Below are 23,333 nucleotides of genomic sequence, written 5' to 3'. Positions count from 1 at the left end.
ATAAAGCGGGAATAAAAAAGGGCGGACATCGCTGTCCGCCCCCGCTTTCGCCCTGGTCCAATCCTCAGGAGGCTATCGCCTTCGGTCGGTTTTGCTGGGCTTCGTCTTCCGTCAGCAGGCCACTGGTGCGCAGCAGCGATGTGAAACGTCCACCGCGCTGGCTGAGTTCGTCGAAGGTACCCTTTTCGATGACCCGGCCCTGATCGAGGAACAGCACGAGATCGGCATCACGCACCGTGGAAAGCCGGTGAGCGATGATGAATGTCGTGCGGTTCTTTCTCAGCGCGTCGACAGCGGCTTTCACGCGGGCTTCGGTTTCAACGTCCAGCGCGCTGGTTGCTTCGTCCAGAACAAGGATAGGCGCATTCTTGAGGATGGCGCGGGCGATGGCGATACGCTGGCGCTCGCCGCCCGACAGGCGATTGCCGCGCTCGCCGACCTGCGTCAGGTAGCCGTTGATGCGGCTGTCGATGAAGTCCGTCGCTGCTGCCGCTGCTGCCGCCTCCACCACTTCCGCATCGGTGGCGGTCTCCCGGCCGAGGCGAATGTTTTCACGGATCGAGCGGTTCAGCAGGCCGGCATCCTGGAAGACGGTCGCGATGGAATTGCGCAGTGAGTTTTTCGTCACCGTTGAAATATCGGTACCGTCGATCAGGATCTGGCCGGAATCCGGATCATAGACGCGCTGCAACAGGTTGATGAGCGTGGTCTTACCTGCACCGGTCGGCCCAACGATCGCAATCGTTTCGCCGGCCTTCGCGGTAAACGACACGTCGTGGACGCCCTGCTTGGTATTGGCGAAACCGAAATTGACGTTGCGGAACTCGACCGTACCGGAGACATTCGACAATTCGCGGGCGTCGCCGGGTTCTTCCCGTTCCTTGACGGAATCCTCCAGCACAAAGAAATCCTCGAGCTTGGCGCGGGCTTCGAAAATCTGCGTGACGAACTGGCGCATCTGGTCGAGACGGCCGATCAGCAGATTGGCGAAACCGATGAAGGCGATCACGTCACCGACGCGGATTTCGCCATTCTTTACCAGCACCGTGCCGATGACGAGGATGATCATCATCGAAACAGTGGAGGCCGTGCGGTTCAGCGCACTGGCGAAGGCCCACCAGTCGAGCACCGGATATTGAGCGCTCAGCAGCTTTTCCGTGAAGGATTTCAGAGCCTTCGTTTCCGCCTCAATGCGGTTGTAGCTGTGCAGGACCGAAACGTTGCTGATGGAATCGCTGACATGGGCAAAAACGCTGTGATAGTGTTCTTCCACGGAGGCCTGGCCGTCCTTGGTGCGGCTCATCACCCACTTGCCGATGAACCAGTAGACGATGCCGAGGCCGATCAGCACGAAGCTGAGGCGCAGGTCCATGGACATGGCGGTCGGCACGAGTAGAACCAGCGCAACGAAGGTCGCAAGGTGCGTGCGCATGAATTCGAGCCAGAGGCCGAAGAGCGTTTCGCTTGCGCGCAGCAGGGTATGCAGCGCATTGGACGTGCCACGCTGATGATGCCACGAAAGCGGCATCGAAATGATGCGGCCGAAGGCTTCCGTCAGGAGCGACGCCCGCCTGCCATGGGCAAGCCTGTCCGCCTCGCGGGCGACCGCGACATAGGCCACGGTGTTGAAGACGCCAAAACCCGCCCAGAGGATAAGGATGGACGTGACGTTGGAGCCGGAAGAGATGGCGTCGATGATACGGCCGAACAGAACGGGTTCGGCGATGGTGATCGCTGCAAGAATGACGTTGGCGATGACGACAACAGCCACACGCCATTTATGAACGGTCAGATAGCGCAGTGCGCGCGTGTAAACCTGAAACAGGGTCAAATTTTCAATCCAGTCTGAGCGTCTTTACAAGCGGTTTGGTGTTCGGACCAGAACAAAGCTACTTTAGTAATGTTGCATGGTCCGGCGAATTTTGTGTAATTATCGCTCTTTCAGTCTGAATGGCGGCTTAACAGATCACGCTCGCTGTTGTTCGCCGCCTGCAGCCGAAGCTTTCAACACGGTGCCGTCACAAGATTTCGCATTATCGTTTTAGGGATTGCTAACAACGGTATGTTCAATTTTTGCCGACCGGCGCCCGAGTAACATGACGTCATCGCGGGACTACGTCCTCCGTGTCATCCCATCAAGCCTAGTCCGGACTCTGTGTCTTTATGCAAGATATTCTTCACTTCATCTCTGCGTGTTACCAGGCAGGAAGCGCCGACCGCGTCCGCTCCGAATTTTCGTCGCTCATTCGAGACTATGGCTTCGACTATTTTCTGGTCAGCAAACGGATGACGGGCGAGCTCGCCTCGACCGGTCAGGTTCTTGCGCAGCATTTGCCGGAGGGCTGGCTGGAGGTTTACAGGGCCAAGAAGTACAATCTCGTCGATCCCGTCCGCAAGGTAATCGGCATGGTCCACAAGCCGTTCCAGTGGAAGGACGCGCTGGATGGGCTGCCGCGTGCAATGCATCGCAAAAGGGCAAGCGTTTTCCTGCACGATGCCAGCCGTTACGGCCTGCAGGGAGGTTATGCTTTCCCGGTGCATGGGCGTGCGGGATTCATCGGTGCGGTGTTCATTGGCGGAGAAGATCGGCAATTGTCTTCCCTGCAGGTGGAGCTACTCGATTCCGCCACGCGTGCCGTCTTCTGGCGGCTGCTCGATCTTTCCGGGCAAGGCGAAGGTTTCAGCAACGCACCGGAGGTTTCGGCGCTGGAACTGACGCGACGCGAAATGGAAGTGCTGGCACTGATGGCTGATGGCATGACCTCGACGGAGATCGGCCGTCAGTTGTCGATCTCCAATCATACGGTCGACTGGTATATAAACGGAATCCAGCGACGCTTCAGCGCCAAGAACAGGCAGCACACGGTGGCACTTGCTTTTCGCCATGGTCTGCTGAGTTAACGCAAACAGAACAATTCTCGCCGGAATTGCCCTTTCCAAGACGGGGTTTTGCTGCTTAATTCCGCAGTGCAGCAGAATATTGTTTTGGCGTGTGGGGAGACCGTCTTGAAGATATCGAAAATACTTGTTGCCAACCGTTCCGAAATTGCCATCCGCGTTTTCCGGGCTGCCAATGAGCTTGGAATTAAAACCGTTGCGATCTGGGCGGAAGAGGACAAGCTTTCCTTGCACCGCTTCAAGGCGGATGAATCCTATCAGGTTGGCCGCGGCCCGCATCTCGCCAAGGATATGGGGCCAATCGAGAGCTATCTTTCGATCGAGGAGGTTATCCGTGTCGCCAAGCTCTCGGGAGCCGATGCGATCCATCCCGGCTACGGCCTTCTGTCGGAAAGCCCTGAGTTCGTGGAGGCCTGCAACAAGGCCGGCATCACCTTCATCGGACCGACGGCGGACACCATGCGCCAGCTCGGCAACAAGGTGGCTGCGCGCAATCTGGCGATTTCGGTCGATGTTCCCGTCGTTCCCGCAACCGATCCGCTGCCTGATGATATGACGGAAGTGGAGCGCATGGCCGAGGAAATCGGCTATCCCGTGATGCTGAAAGCCTCATGGGGCGGTGGCGGTCGCGGCATGCGCGCCATCCGCAGACGAGAAGACCTTGCCCGCGAGGTGACGGAAGCCAAGCGCGAAGCAAAGGCCGCCTTTGGCAAGGACGAGGTCTATCTGGAAAAGCTGGTCGAGCGCGCGCGCCACGTGGAAAGCCAGATTCTTGGCGATACACATGGCAATGTGGTGCATCTGTTTGAACGCGACTGTTCCATTCAGCGCCGTAACCAAAAGGTCGTCGAACGTGCGCCCGCGCCTTATCTTACCGAAGCGCAGCGGCAGGAACTTGCGTCCTACTCCCTGAAGATTGCGGGTGCCACCAACTATATCGGCGCTGGCACAGTCGAATATCTGATGGATGCCGATACCGGCAAGTTCTACTTCATCGAGGTGAACCCACGCATCCAGGTGGAGCACACGGTCACCGAAGTCGTCACCGGCATCGATATCGTCAAGGCGCAGATTCACATTCTTGAAGGTGCCGCCATCGGCACGGCGGAATCGGGCGTTCCGCGCCAGGAGGACATCCGCCTCAACGGCCATGCGCTGCAGTGCCGTATCACGACGGAAGACCCCGAACACAACTTCATTCCCGATTACGGCCGTATCACCGCCTATCGTTCCGCCTCGGGCTTCGGCATACGTCTGGACGGCGGCACTTCCTACACGGGCGCCGTCATCACCCGCTATTATGATCCGCTGCTGGTGAAAGTGACGGCCTGGGCGCCGCAGCCGGATGAAGCGATCAGCCGCATGGACCGCGCGCTGCGCGAGTTCCGCATCCGCGGCGTGGCGACCAACCTTACCTTCCTGGAAGCCATCATCGGTCACGACAGCTTCCGCAACAACACCTATACGACGCGTTTCATCGACTCGACGCCGGAGCTATTCGCGCAGGTGAAGCGTCAGGACCGCGCCACCAAGCTTCTCACCTATCTGGCCGATGTGACCGTCAATGGTCACCCGGAAACCAAGGGTCGCGCCAGACCGCCCGAAAAGGCCGCAAAGCCTATCGTGCCTTACATCGATGCGCCGACGCCAGATGGCACAAAGCAGCTGCTGGACAAGCTCGGCCCGAAGGGCTTTGCGGAGTGGATGCGCAATGAAAAGCGCGTTCTGATCACCGATACGACCATGCGTGATGGCCATCAGTCGCTTCTCGCCACCCGCGTTCGCACCCATGATATTGCCCGCGTCGCCAGCGTTTACGCCAAGGCCCTGCCGCAGCTTTTGTCGCTGGAGTGCTGGGGCGGTGCGACCTTCGACGTTTCCATGCGCTTCCTGACGGAAGATCCCTGGGAGCGTCTCGCACTCATTCGCGAAGGCGCGCCGAACCTGCTGCTGCAAATGTTGCTGCGGGGCGCGAATGGCGTCGGTTACAAAAATTACCCCGACAATGTCGTAAAATACTTCGTCCGGCAGGCCGCCAAGGGCGGGGTCGATCTCTTCCGCGTGTTCGACTGCCTGAACTGGGTGGAGAATATGCGGGTTTCAATGGATGCCATCGCCGAAGAGAACAAGCTCTGCGAGGCGACTATCTGCTACACGGGCGATATACTGAACTCGGCCCGCCCGAAATATGACCTGAAATATTACACCAGTCTTGCCAAGGAGCTGGAGCAGGCCGGCGCCCATATCATCGCCGTCAAGGATATGGCTGGCCTGTTGAAGCCGGCTGCTGCGAAGGTCCTGTTCAAGGCGCTGCGCGAAGAAACGGGCCTGCCCATCCATTTCCACACCCACGATACGTCGGGTATTTCGGCGGCGACGGTTCTTGCCGCCGTGGATGCCGGTGTCGACGCCGTCGATGCGGCCATGGACGCCTTCTCCGGCAATACGTCGCAGCCATGCCTTGGCTCGATCGTGGAGGCGCTCGCAGGATCTGAACGCGATACCGGCCTCGATCCCGAATGGATCCGCCGCATTTCCTTCTATTGGGAGGCCGTGCGCAATCAATATGCCGCCTTCGAGAGCGATCTCAAGGGACCGGCCTCGGAAGTCTATCTGCATGAAATGCCGGGCGGCCAGTTCACCAACCTCAAGGAACAGGCGCGTTCGCTGGGCCTCGAAAGCCGGTGGCACGAAGTGGCGCAAGCCTATGCCGATGCGAACAGGATGTTTGGTGATATCGTCAAGGTGACGCCGTCCTCCAAGGTCGTCGGTGACATGGCGCTGATGATGGTGAGCCAGGACCTGACGGTCGCGGATGTCGAAAACCCCGACCGTGAAGTGTCCTTCCCGGACTCTGTCGTGTCGATGCTGAAGGGCGATCTCGGACAGTCGCCCGGCGGATGGCCGGCGGCCCTGCAGAAAAAGGCGTTGAAGGGTGACGAGCCCTATACGGTTCGTCCCGGCTCGCTTTTGCCCGACGCCGACCTGGATGCGGAGCGCAAGGCAATCGAGACGAAACTGGAGCGCAAGGTCGATGACTTCGAGTTCGCATCATACCTAATGTATCCGAAGGTCTTTACCGACTTCGCTCTGGCAGCAGAAACCTACGGCCCTGTTTCCGTTCTGCCTACTCATGCCTATTTCTACGGCATGGAGGATGGTGAAGAGCTGTTTGCCGATATTGAACGCGGCAAGACGCTTGTTATCGTCAATCAAGCCTCGTCCGGCACGGATGACAAGGGCATGGTCACGGTGTTTTTCGAGATCAACGGCCAGCCGCGCCGCATCAAGGTGCCGGATCGCGCCCATGGCGCTTCCGGCTCTGCCGCGCGCCGCAAGGCCGAACCGGGAAGCGCGTCTCATGTTGGCGCGCCAATGCCGGGTGTCATCAGCAGGGTCTTCGTCAACCAGGGTCAGGAGGTCAAGGCCGGCGACGTGCTGCTTTCTATCGAGGCCATGAAGATGGAAACCGCGCTGCATGCCGAACGCGACGGCAAGATCGCCGAAGTCTTGGTACGACCAGGCGACCAGATCGACGCGAAGGACTTGTTGATCGCTTACGCCGAATAACGGCGTAACTCCTCCCGGCAACAGACTCGTAGACGCCCGCCTTCTCGGCGGGCGTTTTTTTATTGCGCTACGGCAGAAACTTGTTTATGCATGTTCTTACACGTTTGTTCCCGTTTATGCATGAGTCTTCATGAGCGACCATTTTGTCAGTGAGCGGCAGGCGCTTATCCTCGAGCAGTTGCGGCAAAGCGGCCGCGTTCTCGCGCAGGATCTGGCGCAAAACTTCGGCGTTTCCGAAGATACCGTGCGCCGCGATCTGCGCGAAATGGCAGCGCGCGGGGAATGCCTTCGGGTTTACGGTGGAGCCTTGCTCTCGGATAACAAGACGGTTCCGTTGAAGACACGGATTGCCGAGGATGAGGACCGGAAGGCGCTGTTGGCGCGGTCAGTGCTGCCGCTGCTTGAGCCGGGGAAGGTCGTCTTCATCGATGCGGGTTCCACCAATCTTGCCATTGCCCGCGCGATCCCGGCCGGTCTCAACCTGACCGTGGTGACGAATACCCCGGCCATCGCTGCCGAACTGACGGGGCGTGCCGATATTGATCTCGTGCTGATTGGCGGCAAGGTCGATGCGGCCGTTGGTGCTGCAATCGACGCCATGGCATTGCGGCAGCTGGAGTTGATGCGGCCGGATCTGTGTGTTCTCGGTGTCTGCGGCGCTGCTGCCGAGACCGGGCTTTCGGCGGATGTTTTCGAGGACGCGGTGTTCAAGCGGCTTGCCTGCAGCGCCAGCCAGCGGATCGTCGCCGCGATTACCACGGAAAAGCTCGGCTATAAGGCGGCTTTTCACGTGCATGATTTTTCCCCGCCTCTTAGCCTCGTGCTCGAACAGGATGCCGACCGCGCCATGGTCGAGGCGCTGCGTGCAAAAGGCGTCGAGGTTGATTGCGGCTCGAGTGACGCTGTGCGATTTCCACTGGTCAAGTCTAAAGGATAGTGCCGATGAATGGCCCTACGACATTTTCGCCGACGGCCAAGCGCTCGTCTTATTTGACAAGGCACAGGCTGGGCGTTTCCCTGCTGTTCCTGATGAACGGCTTCATGATGGGATCATGGGCGCCCAAAATTCCGGAATTCGCGGCGCGGCTTTCGTTGAGCGAAAGCGCGCTCGGCCTCATCATTCTCGTCTTCGGCATCGGCTCGCTTGTCTTCATGCCGATTGCCGGCTCCCAGATCGCCCGTTTTGGCTCAAGGACGGTAAGCCTCGTCACGGCTGCGATCTTCCTGCCGACGTTGCTCTTCATCTCCTGGGCAGGCACGGTCTGGGCCGGCGTGATCGCGGTGTTCCTGTTCGGTGGACTGACCGGGGCTATGGATGTCGCGATGAATGCCAACGCCGTGGCGGTGGAGCGGGATATGCGGCGGGCGATCATGTCGTCCTGTCACGCCTTCTGGAGCCTGGGAGGCCTGATCGGCGCGGGTCTTGGTGGTTACCTCATCACGGCCATCGGTGTGCAGGGACATGCCATTGCGCTTACACTCATCGCGCTTGTGCTTCTGGTCATCGCCTGGCCGCGGGTCCTCGCGGACCGGCCACATCCAGAGGAGGAGCGTCCGAAAGGCGGACTGCCGCTGACGCCGTTGCCCTGGATCATCGGCTTGATGGCCTTGTTCTCGATGATCCCGGAAGGGGCGATTCTTGACTGGGGTGCACTTTATCTGCGCAATGAACTCGGTGCTTCCGTCTCGCAATCCGGTTTTGCTTTTGCGGCCTTTTCCATGACGATGGCGGCGATGCGCTTTGCTGGCGACCTCGTGCGCGATCGCTTTGGCGCCGTCACGACGCTGCGCTTCTGTTCGGCCATGTCGATCCTCGGACTCCTGATTGCCGGTGTTGCGGAAAATTCCACCATCGCCATTATCGGCTTTGCGATTGCAGGCATCGGCATCTCCAACATGGTGCCCATTGCCTTTTCGGCGGCCGGCAACATGCCGGGGTTGGCACCGGGGATTGGTCTTTCGGTCGTCACGACAATGGGTTATTCGGGCATTCTGGTGGCGCCGTCGGCAATCGGCTTCATTGCCGAGCATACCGGCCTCGCCAGTGTTTTCCTGTTCCTGCCGCTTCTGCATGTCGTGGTTCTCCTGCTTTCGCGGCTTGCCCGCCATGCAGATGGTGCGGGCAAGGAATAGGCGTCTCGAATTTTGCCATGATTGCGGTAAAGTAGAAGCTCCCGTGCGTTGGGTGTTGACAAGCAGGCTTGCCTGTTTCACCTCAAATGCCATACCTTGCCGCAAGCTCCAGAGACCGCCATGACGTCACCTGCCGATTACGATCCAAAGCCCCGCCGCGCATCCGTCGCCGTCGACGTCGGCGGTGTCATCGTTGGTGGCGGGGCCCCCGTCGTCGTGCAGTCGATGACCAACACCGACACGGCGGACATCGACGCCACCGTCAGCCAAGTGGCGGCGCTCTTCCGGGCTGGTTCGGAAATCGTGCGCATCACCGTCGATCGCGACGAGAGTGCGGCCGCCGTGCCGAAAATCCGTGAGCGGTTGCTGCGCCTTGGGCTTGATGTGCCGCTTGTGGGCGATTTCCATTATATCGGCCACAAGCTTCTGGCCGATCATCCGGCCTGTGCAGAGGCACTGGCCAAATACCGCATCAATCCCGGCAATGTCGGTTTCAAGGACAAGAAGGATAAGCAGTTCGGCGAAATCGTCGAAATGGCGATCCGTTATGACAAGCCCGTTCGCATCGGCGTGAACTGGGGGTCGCTCGATCAGGAGCTGCTGACGACGCTGATGGACAGGAACAAGGAGCAGGGTTTTCCGCTCTCCGCCCGTCAGGTCACGCGGGAAGCCATCGTTCAGTCGGCACTGATTTCCGCCGAGCTTGCCGAAGAGATCGGCCTGCCGCGCAATCGCATCATCCTGTCGGCTAAAGTCAGTCAGGTTCAGGACCTGATCGCCGTCTATTCGATGCTGTCGGAACGATCCAACCACGCCCTGCATCTGGGCTTGACCGAGGCGGGCATGGGTTCGAAGGGCATCGTCGCCTCCTCCGCCGCCATGGGTTATGTGCTGCAGCATGGCATTGGCGACACGATCCGCGTATCGCTCACGCCCGAGCCGAATGGCGACCGTACCCGTGAGGTGCAGGTGGCTCAGGAATTGCTGCAGGTGATGGGTTTCCGTCAGTTCATTCCAGTCGTTGCGGCATGTCCCGGCTGTGGACGGACCACGTCCACTGTCTTCCAGGAGCTCGCCCAGAACATTCAGAATGACATTCGTAAAAACATGCCGATCTGGCGTGAGAAATATCCCGGTGTCGAGGCGCTCAACGTCGCCGTCATGGGCTGCATCGTCAATGGCCCCGGCGAAAGCAAACACGCCGATATCGGCATTTCGCTGCCCGGCACCGGTGAGAGCCCAGCGGCACCTGTTTTCATCGATGGCGAAAAGGCGCTCACTCTGCGCGGCCCCAACATCGCCGCTGATTTTGAGGCGCTGGTGATCGATTACATCGAAAAGCGTTTTGGCCGGAAAGACGCGGCGGAATAATGCGTAAGCTGCAATGGCCCGAAATCCACTGTCATACCTCCTGAACCTCTCGGAGCATCCAGAAACATGATCAAAAAAATCGCGATCGTCGCCCTTTGTGGCACTTATCTTTCCGCCTGCACCACGACCGATCCCTATACGGGCGAGCAGAAGATGTCGAACACGGCAGGTGGCGCCGGCATCGGCGCCGTTGTTGGTGCTCTCGGTGGTCTTGCTGTCGGCGGTTCGCCGGTCGGTCGCCGCAATGCTGCGCTTATCGGCGCTGGTATCGGTGCGCTCGCAGGTGGTGCGATCGGCAACTACATGGACGGCCAGGAAGCCGAGCTTCGCGCCCAGCTGCAGGGAACCGGCGTTTCGGTGACGCGCCGTGGCGACAGCATCGTTCTCAACATGCCATCGAACATCACCTTCGCGACGGATCAGGATCAGGTCATTCCGCCCTTCTACCCAACGCTCGATTCCGTCGCCATCGTGCTGAACAAGTTCAACCGCACGCTGATCGACATCAACGGCCACACCGATTCCACCGGTAGCCTGCCGCACAACCAGGCGCTTTCGGAGCGTCGCGCGGCGTCAGTCGCAAATTATCTCGGCGCACGCGGAGTCGACCAGCGACGTATCTCGACCCTAGGCTTCGGTCCGTCACAACCGATTGCCTCGAATGCAACGCCCGACGGCCGCGCGCAGAACCGCCGCGTTGAAGTACTGATTTCGCCGCTAAAGCAATAGCTTAAAGCCGTCACCCCGGACTGTTCCGGGGTGACGTGCAATCAAGTCATTGATCGCTGAAAACTCCTTCTCTGGCGCAAACGCGTATTCGCTGGATGCCGGATCTCGTCCGTCATGACCGAGCAACGTCGCGAAAACCTTGTCAGCTTTTCCGTTCAGCGATGAACTTTGCGGCCGCGGTGAGAATCGCGGCCTTTTCGCCATAGGGGGCCAGGAGTTCGCTCGCTTCGCCCACCTGCTCCTGCAACTTGCGGCGCGCCCATTCTTCGCCGCGCAGGGCCACAAGCGTGCCCTTGCCACGGGCAGCGTCCTTGCCAGTTGCCTTGCCCATGGTGGCGGCGTCGGCAGTCAGGTCCAGCAGGTCATCGGCCAGCTGGAACGCCAAGCCGAGCTTTTCACCGAAGAGGCGCAGTCTTTGCCGTTCGGATAGGTCACTGCCAGCAATCAGCGCGCCAGCCTCGCAGGCAAAGCGCAGCAGGGCGCCCGTTTTCATAGCCTGCAATGTAACGACTCCGGGCTCGTCGGGCGGGTTCTTTTCGGCCGCGAGATCAAGCGCCTGCCCACCTGCCATGCCGCCGATCCCGGCCGCCCGGGCAAGCGAAAGCACAAGCGCGACTTTGCGATCGGGTGAAAGCGGATTTTCGTCCGAGGCGATGATGTCGAAGGCAAGTGTCAACAGGCTGTCACCCGCGAGGATGGCAGTCGCCTCATCAAATTTGCGATGCACGGTCGGCTGGCCGCGGCGCAGGTCATCATCGTCCATGGCTGGCAGGTCATCATGAACAAGCGAGTAGCAATGAAGGCATTCCAACGCGGCGCCGACGTGAAGTGCGGCCTCGGCATCTCCGCCCAGAAGCGCGGCGCTTTCGATGACCAGGAATGGCCGCAGGCGTTTGCCGCCGTTCAGCACGCCATGGCGTATGGCGGCAAGCAGCTTCTCCGGGCGCGTTATCTCGTCCGCGCGGGCTTCGCCGGAAAGCAGTTGCCCGAGCAGGGCCTCGGTCCTCGCCGCATTTTCACGCAGCCGCATTTCGAAATCGATCATCTGAGCGTCCATGCCGCGCTCTTTGGCATGCCGGGCGAGGGCAAGCAACCTTTTCGTGATTCCATGGGAGCAACCTTCCGGCGGACTCGCCTTGAAGGCTGCAATGGACTATGAAGGGCTTCAATTGGTGCGGGGCTTTGACGAATATTGAGCAGTACGCCTGAAAGCGACGCAGATTACGCCGTCTCGGCGCAAGACCGGAGCAGTCCGAAGGTGGATTTTCGCACGTTGGCCAAGCGCATCATCCTGACCTTGCTGGCATTGCTGATCCTGCCGTATCTGCTGATCCCGGTTTATGCGCTGCCATTCATCCGGCCGGTGTCCACGCTGATGCTTGCCGATCTCGCGACTTTTCAAGGTTATGACAGGCGCTGGGTGCCACTCGAGGATATTTCGCCGCGCCTTGTTCAGTCGGTGATGATGTCTGAAGACGGGCAATTCTGTTTCCATGGCGGCGTCGACTGGAACCAGATGCAATCCGTTGTGACCGATGCGCTGGACGGGGCCTCCACCCGTGGTGCCAGCACCATTCCAATGCAGACTGCCAAGAACCTGTTTTTATGGAATGGACGCTCTTTCCTGCGCAAGGGGCTGGAGCTGCCGTTGGCGATCGCGGCTGACTTCGTCTGGTCGAAAAAGCGGATGATGGAAATTTATCTGAACGTCGCGGAGTGGGGGCCGGGCATTTACGGCATCGAGGCCGCAGCCCAGCACCATTTCAAAGTGCCGGCCGCAAAGCTCAGTTCCAAGCAGGCAGCACTGCTCGCGGTCTCCCTGCCCAATCCGATCGATCGTGTTGCAAGCAAGCCCGGGCGCGGACTGCAAAGGCTCGCCGGTCTTATCGAGCGTCGTGCCCGCGCCTCCGGCAGCTATGTCGGCTGCGTGCTGGATTAAATCGCTCGCGCCGCGTCAGCCTTTCTTGAAAATATAATCCGTTTCCTGACGCAGGGTTTCGCCCGGGCGCAGAATGGCGTTCGGAAAATCCGGATGATTGACGGCGTCAGGCCATATCTGCGTTTCCAGGCAGAAGCCGGCAAACGGGCCATAACGGCGGCCATCAAGGCCAGGAACCGGAACGTCTAGCTTGAAGGCGGAATAGAACTGCACGCCGGGCTCAGTGGTGTGAACCTCAAGGGCGATGTCGGAGGCTGGAGAATAGGCGCGGGCGACCTTGGACTTGGCGCGACGCTCGGGGGAAAGACAGAAATTGTGATCGTAGAGCACCTGTTCGCCGTTTTCCTCGCGTCGCATTGGCGTCGGCTGGCGCAGGTCGAACACCGTCCCGTCCACGGGGCGTATTTCGCCGGTTGGGATCTGCTGCTCGTTTGTCGGAAGATAAAAGTCGGCGGCAATGCTGATCTCGTGGCCGAGGGCCGTATCCGCACCATCCAGATTGAAATAGGAATGCTGGCAGACATTGGCGATCGTGGGTTTGTCGGTCACCGTTTCGTAAACGACCGACAGCACCCCACCATCGAGGATCGTATAGGTGGCCGTAACCGTGCAGTTGCCGGGGTAACCAGCGCGGCCATCGGGGTCGATGATCTGCAGGACCACGTGGCTTTCGCCATGTTCCATCAGCATCCAGTTGCGCTTGCCCATGCCGTCGCTGCCGCCATGCAGGTGGCTTACGCCTTTTTCGTTCAGTTCCAGTTGATAGTCGTGGCCATCGATTGAGAACTTCCCGTTGCCGATGCGATTGGCATTTCGGCCGGGGGTGGCGCCGAAATAGGAGGAATATTTGTAATCCTCGAATTTGTCGAAGCCGAGAACGAGTGGCGGCTGATGACCCTCGAGGCGCAGATCCTGAATGACGGCGCCCCAGGTAATGACCTTCGCCGTAAGGCCACCCTTGGAGATGGTTACCCGTTCGACCTTCTCACCGGTTGCCGTGAAACCGAAATCTTCCCGTGCCGCGCCGTCGCTCATCTCGTCATTCTCCCTGGTGTCGCGAATTGCCGGGCGGACGTTGCGTCATTTTCCGGCAATTCGCAATCCCGCAGTTCAGGCGGCCATCTGTCCGATAGCGTCGAGATCGTAGGGTGTTGTCTGGTAAATTTCGTTGATCCAGTTCCCGAAAAACAGGTGGGCATGGCTGCGCCAACGGTTGAGCGGTGCAAGTTCCGGGTCGTTGTGCGGGAAATAATCGTGCGGCAGCTTGATCGGCACGCCGGCATGCACGTCGCGGAAATACTCGTCCGAAAGCGATGTCGAATCATATTCGACATGATTGAACATGTAGAGACGATTGCCCGCCTTCTCATGCACCAGGCAAACACCCATTTCCTCCGATTCCATCAGAATTTCGAGATCGGGATGCTTTTCGATATCGGCGCGGCGAACCTCGGTCCAGCGCGAGACCGGAACCTGGAAGTCATCTGAAAAGCCGTTGAGATAGATCGAGGAGGGGCAGAGATTGCGGTGGCGATAGACCCCGAAAGCTTTTTCCTTCAGCTCGTATTTCGGAACCCCGTGGAAGTGATAGATGGCGGCCATCGCGCCCCAGCAGACGTTGAGCGTCGAATGGACATTGGTGCGGGTCCACTCGAAGATCTTCTGCATTTCATTCCAGTAGGTAACGTCCTCATAGTCGAGGAGCTCGATGGGAGCGCCGGTGATGATGAAACCGTCGAACTTGCGGTGACGCACCTCTTCCCACGTCTCGTAGAAGGAGAGGAGATGTTCTTCCGGCGTGTTCTTGGCGCGATGACCGCCGATGCGGACGAGCGAGAGTTCCACCTGAAGCGGCGAGGCGCCGACAAGGCGCGCCATCTGGATTTCCGTCTTGATCTTGTTCGGCATGAGGTTGAGAAGCCCGATCTGGAGCGGACGGATATCCTGCCGGATGGCCGCCGTTTCGGTCATGACCCGCACACCCTCATGAACGAGGGTCTCAAAGGCGGGAAGCGTATCGGGAATCTTGATTGGCATGTCGAACTCTCTTTTCCGGATGACGTAAAGAACGTTGCGAAAACAAAAAAACCGGCAGCGGAAATCGCGACCGGTCCCAGGAAATTGCCCTTTTCCTCGACCCTTTAGCGACTTCTTTAAAGTGGCTGCAAGCCGGTCGGCAAATCACCACTGAGGCGTTTCATAATCCCGAAGCTGGCGAAAATCAATATAGGCGGTTTTATAAGGCTTTCGCCTTTCCATTTTCGGCCGAGGTGCGGTAAGGCAGGGCATGGATAATGCGCGTTTTACCATTCTGCTTGGCGGCGATGTGACGGTTACCGATCGCCTGAAAGAGGCCGTCGCGAATAGCCGCGTGATCGCTGCCGACGGCGGTATGCGCCATGCCGCGCCGCTTGGTTTAACACCCGAACTGTGGGTGGGCGATTTCGATTCCGCCAATCAGGCGCTGCTCGACACCTGGCCCGATGTCAAACGGCAGCCGTATCCGGCCGCAAAAGCCGTGACGGATGGGGAGATTGCCGTTTCGGAGGCGCTTTCCCGCGGCGCTCGGTCGCTGGTGCTCGTTGGCGCATTGGGCGGCCCACGCAGCGACCATGCACTTCAGCACCTTCTTTATGCGGTGGCGCTCGCCGAGCGTGGTCTTGAAGTGACACTGACATCCGGCGAAGAAGAGGCACGCCCCTTGCTCCCCGGTTCGATGGATATCGATCTGCCGCCCGCTTCGCTGTTCTCTGTTGCCGGCTTTACGGCCCTTGAGGGGCTCGATATCGGCAATGTGCGCTATCCGCTGGACGATTTTGCGCTTGCTTTCGGCTCTTCCCGCACTATTTCCAATGTCGCGAATGGCGGGCTCGTGCATTTCTCGCTGAAAAGCGGAAAAGCCATCGTGCTTGCCCGCCCCTATGATCTGACCGGAGCCTGATGCCTTGGCACCCCCAATTCTGAAACTCGATGACATCAAGCTGACCTTCGGCGTGACCCCGCTGCTCGACGGCGCCAATCTTCAGGTAGAGCCGGGCGACCGCATCTGCCTTGTCGGACGCAATGGCTCGGGCAAGTCCACGCTGATGAAGATTGCCGCGGGTCTCGTCGAGGCGCAGTCGGGCGAGGTGTTCCGGCATCCGGCCGCGACGATCCGTTATCTCGAACAGGCCCCGGACTTTGCCGGTTACGATACGGTTCAGGCCTATGCCGAAGCGGGGCTCGGGCCCGGCGACGATCCCTATCGCGTCACCTATCTTCTCGAACATCTTGGCCTCACCGGACAGGAAAATCCGGAGAGCCTTTCCGGCGGCGAGGCCCGCCGGGCGGCCCTGGCCCGCGTCATGGCGCCGGAACCCGATATTCTGATGCTGGACGAGCCAACCAACCATCTGGACCTGCCGACCATCGAATGGTTGGAAAGCGAGTTGCAGCAGACACGCAGTGCGCTGGTGCTGATTTCGCACGACCGTCGCTTTCTCGAAAAGGTCTCGACTTCCACCGTCTGGCTCGATCGCGGCCAGTCGCGCCGCCTCAACCGTGGCTTTGCCCATTTCGAGGAATGGCGCGACAAGGTGTTGGAAGAAGAAGAGCTGGAGCAGCACAAGCTCGGCAAGGCCATCGAGCGCGAAGAACACTGGATGCGCTACGGTGTGACCGCAAGGCGAAAGCGCAACATGCGTCGCGTCGGCGAGCTTCAGGCAATGCGCGCGGAATATCGCGGCCATAAGGGGCCGCAGGGCTCCGTCCAGGCAACCGTGACGGAGGGTCGAGAGTCCGGCAAGCTCGTCATCGAGGCCGACAGCATCACCAAGGCCTATGGCGAGCGCGTCATCGTCGCGCCGTTTTCGCTGCGTGTCCATCGCGGTGACTGCATCGGTTTCGTGGGCCCCAACGGTGCCGGCAAGACGACGCTCCTGAAGATGCTCACGGGCCAGCTCGAGCCGGATAGCGGCACGGTGAAGCTCGGCACCAATCTGGAGATCGCGACGCTCGACCAGAAGCGCGAGGATCTCAACCCGAACGATACGCTCGCGCATTATCTGACCGATGGCCGCGGGGAAAACCTGCTCGTTAACGGCGAGTTGAAGCATGTGACGGGGTACATGAAAGATTTCCTGTTCCAGCCGGAACAGGCCCGCACGCCCATTCGCAACCTGTCCGGTGGCGAACGCGCGCGCCTCATTCTCGCGCGTATTCTGGCGCGGCCGACCAACCTTCTGATCCTCGACGAGCCCACCAACGATCTCGATATCGAAACGCTCGACCTCCTGCAGGAAATCGTTGCCGGCTTCTCCGGCACGGTCATCCTCGTCAGCCACGACCGCGATTTTCTCGACCGCACCGTGACCTCCACGATCGCGCCTGTTAATCCCGACCAGCCTGACGGGCGCTGGATCGAATATGCCGGCGGCTATTCTGACATGATGGCGCAGCGCAAGGGTGCTGCGGACGAAAAGCGCAAGGCGGAGAAGCAGGAAAAGGCGAAAGCGTCATCTTCCGCCTCGGCATCGCAGGAGCCTGCAAAGACGAAGGGTAAACTCTCCTTCAAGCAGAAATTCGCGCTCGAAAATCTGCCGAAGGAGATTGAGAAGACCCAGGAAGAGATCGCAAAACGGGAACAGCGTATGGCTGACCCGGAACTCTTTGCCAAGGACCAGACGACCTTCAACAAACTGGCGCAGGAAATGGAAAAGCTGCGTGACAAGCTGGAGGCCATGGAAGAGGAATGGCTGGAGCTTGAGATGCTGCGCGAGGAGCTGGAGGGCTGATGCAGCGTAACTGGTCCATCCGCGCTTTGACACACAGGCGGAATTGACGTTCTATGCCCGCTCTTCATGGAGGAGGTCTGAAATGCGCATGATTTTCGTCAACCTGCCGGTCAAGAGCATCGAAGTATCGAGAAACTTCTTCACGGCACTCGGTTTCAGCTTCAATCCGGAATATTCCGACGACCGCACGCTCTGCATGATCGTAGAAGAGAACATCTTCGTGATGCTTCTTCAGGAAGAGCGTTTTCGCGATTTCATCAACGGTGAGATTGCCGACGCCAAAAGCAGCACCGAGGTGTTAACCTGTCTTTCCGCCGGCAGCCGCGAGGAAATCGACCGGATGATCGCAACGGCCCTCGCGTCTGGTGGCAACGGCTGGAAGCCGGTTCAGGACCACGGCTTCATGTATGCCGGCAGCTTCCAGGATCCCGACGGGCATGTCTGGGAACTCGTGCATATGACGCAGCAGGGCTGAGACGAGCCATCTTGCCAAGATAAGGCGAGGGGACTACACCATCATCTTGATCTAACGGGGTGTCTTGTGCGCTTTTGTGCAGAAGGCTGAGAGGCTTGCCAACCCGAAGAACCTGATCCGGTTCATACCGGCGGAGGGATTAGACGGCTTTTGGACAGGCGGCTATTTCCCTTTTTGTTTGAGGAGATGCCCGTGCGCCGTCGTTTTTTTCCGAATTCTGTCATCGTCGCTTTGCTGCTTCTGCTCGGTTTTGCTGAGGCGCAGGACAAACAAGAGCTCACTGTTTATACCTATGAAAGCTTTGTTTCGGAGTGGGGTCCAGGCCCTAAAGTGAAGGAAGCTTTTGAGACGGTCTGCAACTGCACGGTCAATTTCGTCGGTGTGGCGGATGGTGTCGCGCTGCTCAACCGGTTAAAGCTCGAAGGCACTGGGTCCAAAGCCGATGTCGTGGTTGGTCTCGACACAAATCTCATCGCGGAAGCCAAACAGACCGGGCTTTTTGATGTCAGCGGAATTGACGCCTCGGCTGCCAAGGTGCCGGGCGGTTACAAGGACGATGTCTTTGTGCCTTATGACTATGGTCACTTCGCCGTCATCTACGACACGCAGACCGTCAAGATACCGCCGGCAAGCCTGAAAGAGCTGGTGGAAGGGGATCCTTCGCAAAAAATCGTCATTCAGGACCCCCGCACCTCCACGCCGGGGCTTGGGCTGCTGCTGTGGGTAAAGTCCGTCTATGGCGACAAGGCCCCTGAAGCCTGGGCGAAGCTTAAAAAGCGCATTTTGACCGTCACGCCGGGCTGGTCAGAATCCTATGGCCTATTCACCAAGGGTGAGGTGCCGATGGTGCTGTCCTACACGACCTCTCCTGCCTATCACATGGTTGCTGAAAAAACTGATCGGTACCAAGCCGCGCCGTTCTCTGAAGGTCACTACATCCAGATAGAGGTTTCCGGCCTTCTCAAAAATGCGCCGCACAAGGAGCTGGCAAAGCAGTTCCTTGCGTTCACGCTCACGCCGGGCTTTCAGGATGCCATTCCCGAAAACAACTGGATGATGCCGGCCGCGGCCACCTCCAAGCCGCTGCCGGAGGCGTTTTCAAAGCTTGTGGTGCCGCAGAAGACATTTCTGATGGATCCGGAAGAGGTGGCGAAGAACCGCAAAGTGTGGATCGACGAATGGCTTGCCGCCATGAGCATGAACTGAGCAAGAGGCACGCTTCCGCATGATGTTGCGTCGGGATTATCGACGGTCGATCATCCTCGGAACGGCGGCTTTTGCCGCCGTTTTCCTGTTCATGGCGCTCGCTGTCGCAGCCCTTTTTACCTTCGATGCGGGAGGATCGGCCGCCGGGGTGATGGATCCCTATACGCTGCGTATCCTGCGTTTCACACTATATCAGGCAACGCTCTCTACGGTTTTTTCCATTGTCTTGGGGCTGCCGGTAGCGCTGGCGCTTGGCCGACGCCGGGCCTTTCCCGGGCGGATCTGGGTGATCAGGCTGATGGCGGTGCCGATGGGGCTGCCTGTCATCGTCGGCGCCTTCGGCATTATCACCATCTGGGGCAGGCAGGGGTTGTTGAACACCGTCCTGACGTCCGCCGGCCTTGACGAGCCGTTCAGCATTTACGGTCTTTCCGGCATCCTCATCGCCCATGTGTTCTTTAATCTTCCGCTTTCGATCCGGCTGATGCTGGCGACGCTGGAGCGGATTCCGGGCGAATATTGGCGCATGGCGGCAAGTCTCGGCATGGGGCCGGTTTCGACTTTCCGTTTTATCGAATGGCCAGCGGTCGCTCGGGTCATGCCCGGCATCGCCGGCCTCGTTTTCATGTTGTGCGCGACCAGCTTCACGCTCGTGCTGCTGCTGGGCGGCGGACCGGCCGCCACCACACTTGAGGTGGCGATCTATCAGGCCCTGCGGTTCGATTTCGATCCGCAGCGGGCGATCGCGCTGTCTGTCTTGCAAATTGCGCTCACCGCCATTCTCCTTGGCCTTCTTGCGCTCCTTCCTTCCGCTGAGGCCGAGATTCCGTCGCTTGGCCGGCCCCTTCGCCGGTTCGACGGCCGGGGCATTGGTGTCCATCTATGGGATGGTGGGGCTATCACTCTTGCCGTTCTCTTCATTAGCCTGCCGCTTATCGCCATCGCCGTCTCGGGACTGAGTTCCGACCTGCCGCGCCTTCTGTCCGCGCCAATTTTCCGGCGGGCGGCGATGACCAGCCTTGCAATCGCCATGCTTTCGGCGACGTTCGTCATCGTCTGCTGCGTGGCGATCATCGGCGCGCGTCAGGCGATAGGCTTGAGGCGGCGGGTGTGGCGGCCCCTGCGCGCCCTGTCGGCCATGTTTGGTGCCGGGTCTTCGCTCGTGCTGCTGGTGCCACCGGTCGTGTTGGGCAGCGGGTGGTTTTTGCTGTTGCGCGGTATTGGCGATGCCACCTTTCAGGCGCCCTTTCTCGTGGCGCTCATCAACGTGCTGATGGCTTTGCCGCTTGCCATGCGGGTGCTGGAGCCAGCCTTTGCCAGTCATTTCCTGCGCACTGGTCGGCTTTCTGCCAGTCTTGGCCTTGAGGGCGTGAGGCGATTAAGGATTGCCGATCTGCCGGTCCTGTGGCGACCGCTCGCCATGGCGTTCTCCTTCGCCATGGCTCTGTCGCTGGGTGATCTCGGCGCGGTCGCGCTGTTCGGTTCGGAGGATTTTGTAACATTGCCCTGGCTGGTCTATAGCAGCATGGGCAGCTACCGGACAAACGACGCGGCCGGTTATGCCTTCCTTCTCGGGGTCGTCTGCCTGCTGCTGGCCGCGGGCGGCGTCTCACGACAATCCCAATCCGCAAGGGCCAACATATGACGGAGAAAGATTTCGCAGTGAAGCTGGAGGAGGTCAGGCTGCGACTCGGAACGCAGGATTTCCGGCTGGACTGCACCTTCCCGCAAGGGCAAATCATTGCGGTCGTCGGCGCATCGGGTTCAGGCAAATCGACGCTTCTCAATCTCGTCGCCGGTTTCGAGGAACCCGATTCCGGTCGCGTGATGATCGATGGGCGTGATGCAACAGGCCTTGATCCTTCCGAACGACCGGTCTCATCGATCTTTCAGGACAACAATCTCTTCGCCCATCTCGATATCTTCACCAATGTTGCTTTGGGTGTGAGCCCTGGATTGCGACTGCGACCGGAAGACCGGCAACGGATCGAGGTGGCACTGGCAAGGGTCGGTTTCACCGGGTTCGACAAACGCCTGCCGGGCACGCTTTCCGGCGGAGAGAGGCAGAGAGCGGCGCTGGCGCGCGCACTGGTGAGGAAAAAGCCGGTCATGCTGCTTGATGAGCCTTTTGCGGCCCTCGATCCGGGCCTGCGGGCCGGCATGACGTCGCTCCTGCTCGACTTGCATCATGAAACAAAAAACACAGTGATTATTGTCACGCACCATCCCGAAGACATCAAAAAGCTGGCGCAGAAGGTGGTTTTTCTTGATCAAGGCCGCGTTGTCTATACGGGGTCGACCCAAGATTTCTTTGTCACACAAAATGTGAAGGCGGTTGACAGTTTCCTGAACGGGTGACCGCCTTATTTTCGACGCGTGCCGCTGGCAATCGCTTCGGGTGACTTCAATGACGCGAATTTGCACTTGCCAGTTTCTAGTTGTTGCCCGAGAAAAGATGGGAAGTATTGGGTTCTTCAGGAATATTCCGCACTGGATGGATCGTTTTTACCGTTTTGGCATTCATCGCCCTTTGGGGCGAATCTGTTATTCTGGTCTGCAATTAACGGATGATCAGGAACGTTAGGGGCAGGCAGAGAGAATGAGAAATAGCATGACTGCACAGGGGGGGCTCATTTCCCGGTCAGGACGTCGCCGTTCCGGGAGAATGGTTGCTGCCTGTTCCGCGTTGGCGGCGTCCGCGGTGTTGCTATCATCCTGCCAGTCCCTGTTCAGTCCTGCCTACCAATCCACCTTGCGTCCTTCGGACAATCCGCAGACCGTGGAACAGGTTCAGAAGAACGATCCTCGTGCCCAGATGGGCGCGCGTGAGCATCCGCGCATCGTGGCGAGCTACGGTGGCGAATATCGCGATGCGAAGACGGAGCGGCTTGTCGCCCGCATTGCGGGGGCGCTGACGGCCGTCTCGGAGAATCCGCAGCAGTCTTACCGCATTACCATCTTGAACTCGCCAGCCATCAACGCTTTTGCGCTGCCGGGTGGGTATCTCTACGTGACGCGCGGGCTTCTTGCGCTTGCCAACGATGCATCTGAAGTGGCAGCCGTGCTTTCGCATGAAATGGGCCACGTCACCGCCAATCATGGCATCGAACGCCAACGCCGCGAAGAGGCGGAGGTCATTGCCAGCCGCGTCGTCGCCGAGGTGCTTTCGAGCGATCTCGCCGGCAAGCAGGCTCTGGCGCGCGGTAAGCTGCGGCTCGCGGCGTTTTCCCGTCAGCAGGAATTGCAGGCGGACGTCATCGGCGTGCGCATGCTTGGCGAGGCGGGTTACGACCCCTTTGCTTCGCCTCGGTTCCTGGATTCCATGGCGGCCTATGCGCGGTTTTCCTCGGCCGACCCTGAAAACGATCAGAGCCTCGATTTCCTTTCCAGCCACCCCAACACGCCGCAGCGCATCGAGCTTGCACGCCGCCATGCGCGCGCCTTCGGCCAGGAAGGCCAGGTCGGGGATCGTGGCCGCGACTGGTTCCTCGATGGCATAGACGGCCTGCTCTACGGCGACAGTCCGCAGGAAGGTTATGTCCGCGGCCAGACATTCCTGCACGGCACGCTCGGCATTCGTTTCGATGTGCCGGAAGGTTTCGTCATCGACAACAAAGTCGAGGCCGTGCTGGCGACGGGTCCGGGTGACGTGGCAATCCGCTTTGACGGCGTGGCGGACCCGAAGCAGACGAGCCTTGGCAACTACCTGACCAGCGGCTGGGTTGCCGGCCTGCTGCCCGAGACCGTCAGGGAAACGCAGATCAATGGCCTCGAGGCGGCAACGGCCCGCGCAAGTGCCGATAAATGGGATTTTGACGTAACCGTCATTCGCGTCGGCGACCAGATATTCCGGTTCCTGACGGCGGTGCCGAAGGGTAATACGCAGCTCGACTCCATCGCCAACACCTTGCGCACCAGTTTTCGCAAGATGACGCCTCAGGAGATCGCGTCGCTCAAGCCGCTGAGGGTGCGGGTGGTGACGGTGAAGCCCGGCGAAACCGTGGCCACGATGGCAGCCCGGATGATGGGCACAGAGCGCAAGCTCGACATGTTCCGGATGATCAATGCGATGAGCGCAACCGCCACGCTCCAGCCCGGACAGCGTGTCAAGATCATCTCCGAATAAACGAAACCCCGGATCGCTCCGGGGTTTTTGCCATCAGCGAGCTGGGATGATTATTGCCATTCGCGCACATCGACGAAATGACCGGCGATCGCCGCCGCAGCGGCCATGGCCGGC

General features: G+C 59.5%; 18 protein-coding genes and 2 riboswitches. Of the genes, 14 read left to right on the top strand and 4 right to left on the bottom strand.

Annotated elements, in window-relative coordinates; all coding sequences use genetic code 11:
• Positions 1-64: 64 nt before the first annotated feature.
• Positions 65-1,831: a glucan ABC transporter ATP-binding protein/ permease gene (locus ACUTJJ_RS09110; RefSeq protein WP_209086715.1), complete on the bottom strand. Its 1,767-nt coding sequence runs from the start codon at positions 1,829-1,831 to the stop codon at positions 65-67.
• Between the two features lie 332 nt (positions 1,832-2,163).
• On the opposite strand from ACUTJJ_RS09110, the gene ACUTJJ_RS09105 reads away from it, so the two are divergent.
• The 6 genes from ACUTJJ_RS09105 (at position 2,164) to ACUTJJ_RS09080 (ending at position 10,701) form a co-directional block, all read left to right on the top strand.
• Positions 2,164-2,901: a helix-turn-helix transcriptional regulator gene (locus ACUTJJ_RS09105; RefSeq protein WP_063951470.1), complete on the top strand. Its 738-nt coding sequence runs from the start codon at positions 2,164-2,166 to the stop codon at positions 2,899-2,901.
• Positions 2,902-3,006: 105 nt separating this feature from the next.
• On the top strand, positions 3,007-6,468 hold the full coding sequence (pyc, locus tag ACUTJJ_RS09100; protein WP_445541931.1) for a pyruvate carboxylase: 3,462 nt from the start codon (positions 3,007-3,009) through the stop codon (positions 6,466-6,468).
• Positions 6,469-6,598: 130 nt separating this feature from the next.
• Complete coding sequence (locus tag ACUTJJ_RS09095; RefSeq protein WP_445541930.1) at positions 6,599-7,405, top strand: DeoR/GlpR family DNA-binding transcription regulator; 807 nt, start codon at positions 6,599-6,601, stop codon at positions 7,403-7,405.
• A gap of 5 nt (positions 7,406-7,410) precedes the next feature.
• Positions 7,411-8,601 carry an MFS transporter gene (locus tag ACUTJJ_RS09090; protein WP_063951467.1) on the top strand — a complete coding sequence of 397 codons (1,191 nt, stop codon included), beginning with the start codon at positions 7,411-7,413 and terminating at the stop codon, positions 8,599-8,601.
• 120 nt (positions 8,602-8,721) lie between these two features.
• The gene (gene ispG / locus ACUTJJ_RS09085) at positions 8,722-9,972 is read left to right on the top strand and encodes a flavodoxin-dependent (E)-4-hydroxy-3-methylbut-2-enyl-diphosphate synthase (RefSeq protein WP_445541929.1); all 1,251 of its coding nucleotides are present in this window, start codon (positions 8,722-8,724) and stop codon (positions 9,970-9,972) included.
• Between the two features lie 66 nt (positions 9,973-10,038).
• Positions 10,039-10,701, top strand: a complete 663-nt coding sequence (locus ACUTJJ_RS09080; protein WP_063951465.1) for an OmpA family protein — start codon at positions 10,039-10,041, stop codon at positions 10,699-10,701.
• Between the two features lie 142 nt (positions 10,702-10,843).
• Here the strand turns inward: ACUTJJ_RS09080 and ACUTJJ_RS09075 are convergent, their stop codons facing one another.
• A complete protein-coding gene (locus ACUTJJ_RS09075) occupies positions 10,844-11,758 on the bottom strand; it encodes a polyprenyl synthetase family protein (RefSeq protein ID WP_144578266.1) in 915 nt (304 codons plus the stop codon).
• A gap of 135 nt (positions 11,759-11,893) precedes the next feature.
• On the opposite strand from ACUTJJ_RS09075, the gene mtgA reads away from it, so the two are divergent.
• Positions 11,894-12,640, top strand: a complete 747-nt coding sequence (gene mtgA, locus ACUTJJ_RS09070; RefSeq protein WP_445541928.1) for a monofunctional biosynthetic peptidoglycan transglycosylase — start codon at positions 11,894-11,896, stop codon at positions 12,638-12,640.
• A 15-nt stretch (positions 12,641-12,655) separates the two neighbouring features.
• On the opposite strand, the gene ACUTJJ_RS09065 is transcribed toward mtgA, so the two are convergent.
• Both ACUTJJ_RS09065 and metA read right to left on the bottom strand, forming a co-directional pair.
• Positions 12,656-13,675 carry an aldose epimerase family protein gene (locus ACUTJJ_RS09065; protein WP_063951464.1) on the bottom strand — a complete coding sequence of 340 codons (1,020 nt, stop codon included), beginning with the start codon at positions 13,673-13,675 and terminating at the stop codon, positions 12,656-12,658.
• 75 nt (positions 13,676-13,750) lie between these two features.
• Complete coding sequence (gene metA / locus ACUTJJ_RS09060; protein WP_063951463.1) at positions 13,751-14,677, bottom strand: homoserine O-acetyltransferase MetA; 927 nt, start codon at positions 14,675-14,677, stop codon at positions 13,751-13,753.
• 84 nt (positions 14,678-14,761) lie between these two features.
• A riboswitch (SAM riboswitch) is annotated at positions 14,762-14,838 on the bottom strand.
• 89 nt (positions 14,839-14,927) lie between these two features.
• Here metA and ACUTJJ_RS09055 point away from each other — a divergent pair.
• From ACUTJJ_RS09055 to ACUTJJ_RS09025, 7 genes are all read left to right on the top strand, one after another.
• Positions 14,928-15,581 (top strand): thiamine diphosphokinase, encoded by a 654-nt coding sequence (locus tag ACUTJJ_RS09055; RefSeq protein ID WP_445541927.1) that lies wholly within the window; start codon positions 14,928-14,930, stop codon positions 15,579-15,581.
• 4 nt (positions 15,582-15,585) lie between these two features.
• Positions 15,586-17,412 carry an ABC-F family ATP-binding cassette domain-containing protein gene (locus tag ACUTJJ_RS09050; RefSeq protein ID WP_445541926.1) on the top strand — a complete coding sequence of 609 codons (1,827 nt, stop codon included), beginning with the start codon at positions 15,586-15,588 and terminating at the stop codon, positions 17,410-17,412.
• Positions 17,413-17,494: 82 nt separating this feature from the next.
• A complete protein-coding gene (locus ACUTJJ_RS09045) occupies positions 17,495-17,887 on the top strand; it encodes a VOC family protein (protein ID WP_063951460.1) in 393 nt (130 codons plus the stop codon).
• A 45-nt stretch (positions 17,888-17,932) separates the two neighbouring features.
• Positions 17,933-18,043, top strand: a riboswitch (TPP riboswitch).
• 36 nt (positions 18,044-18,079) lie between these two features.
• A complete protein-coding gene (gene thiB / locus ACUTJJ_RS09040; protein WP_445541925.1) occupies positions 18,080-19,093 on the top strand; it encodes a thiamine ABC transporter substrate binding subunit in 1,014 nt (337 codons plus the stop codon).
• A gap of 19 nt (positions 19,094-19,112) precedes the next feature.
• Positions 19,113-20,738, top strand: a complete 1,626-nt coding sequence (gene thiP / locus ACUTJJ_RS09035) for a thiamine/thiamine pyrophosphate ABC transporter permease ThiP (protein WP_445541924.1) — start codon at positions 19,113-19,115, stop codon at positions 20,736-20,738.
• Positions 20,735-21,451, top strand: coding sequence for a thiamine ABC transporter ATP-binding protein (locus ACUTJJ_RS09030; RefSeq protein WP_445541923.1), 717 nt, complete (start codon positions 20,735-20,737; stop codon positions 21,449-21,451). Before thiP ends, ACUTJJ_RS09030 begins: the two co-directional genes overlap by 4 nt.
• A gap of 307 nt (positions 21,452-21,758) precedes the next feature.
• The gene (locus tag ACUTJJ_RS09025; protein ID WP_296069910.1) at positions 21,759-23,219 is read left to right on the top strand and encodes a M48 family metalloprotease; all 1,461 of its coding nucleotides are present in this window, start codon (positions 21,759-21,761) and stop codon (positions 23,217-23,219) included.
• Positions 23,220-23,333 lie beyond the last annotated feature (114 nt).

The sequence above is a fragment of the Agrobacterium sp. DKPNP3 genome (assembly GCF_052686535.1).
This window is presented reverse-complemented; position numbering and strand designations above follow the sequence as displayed.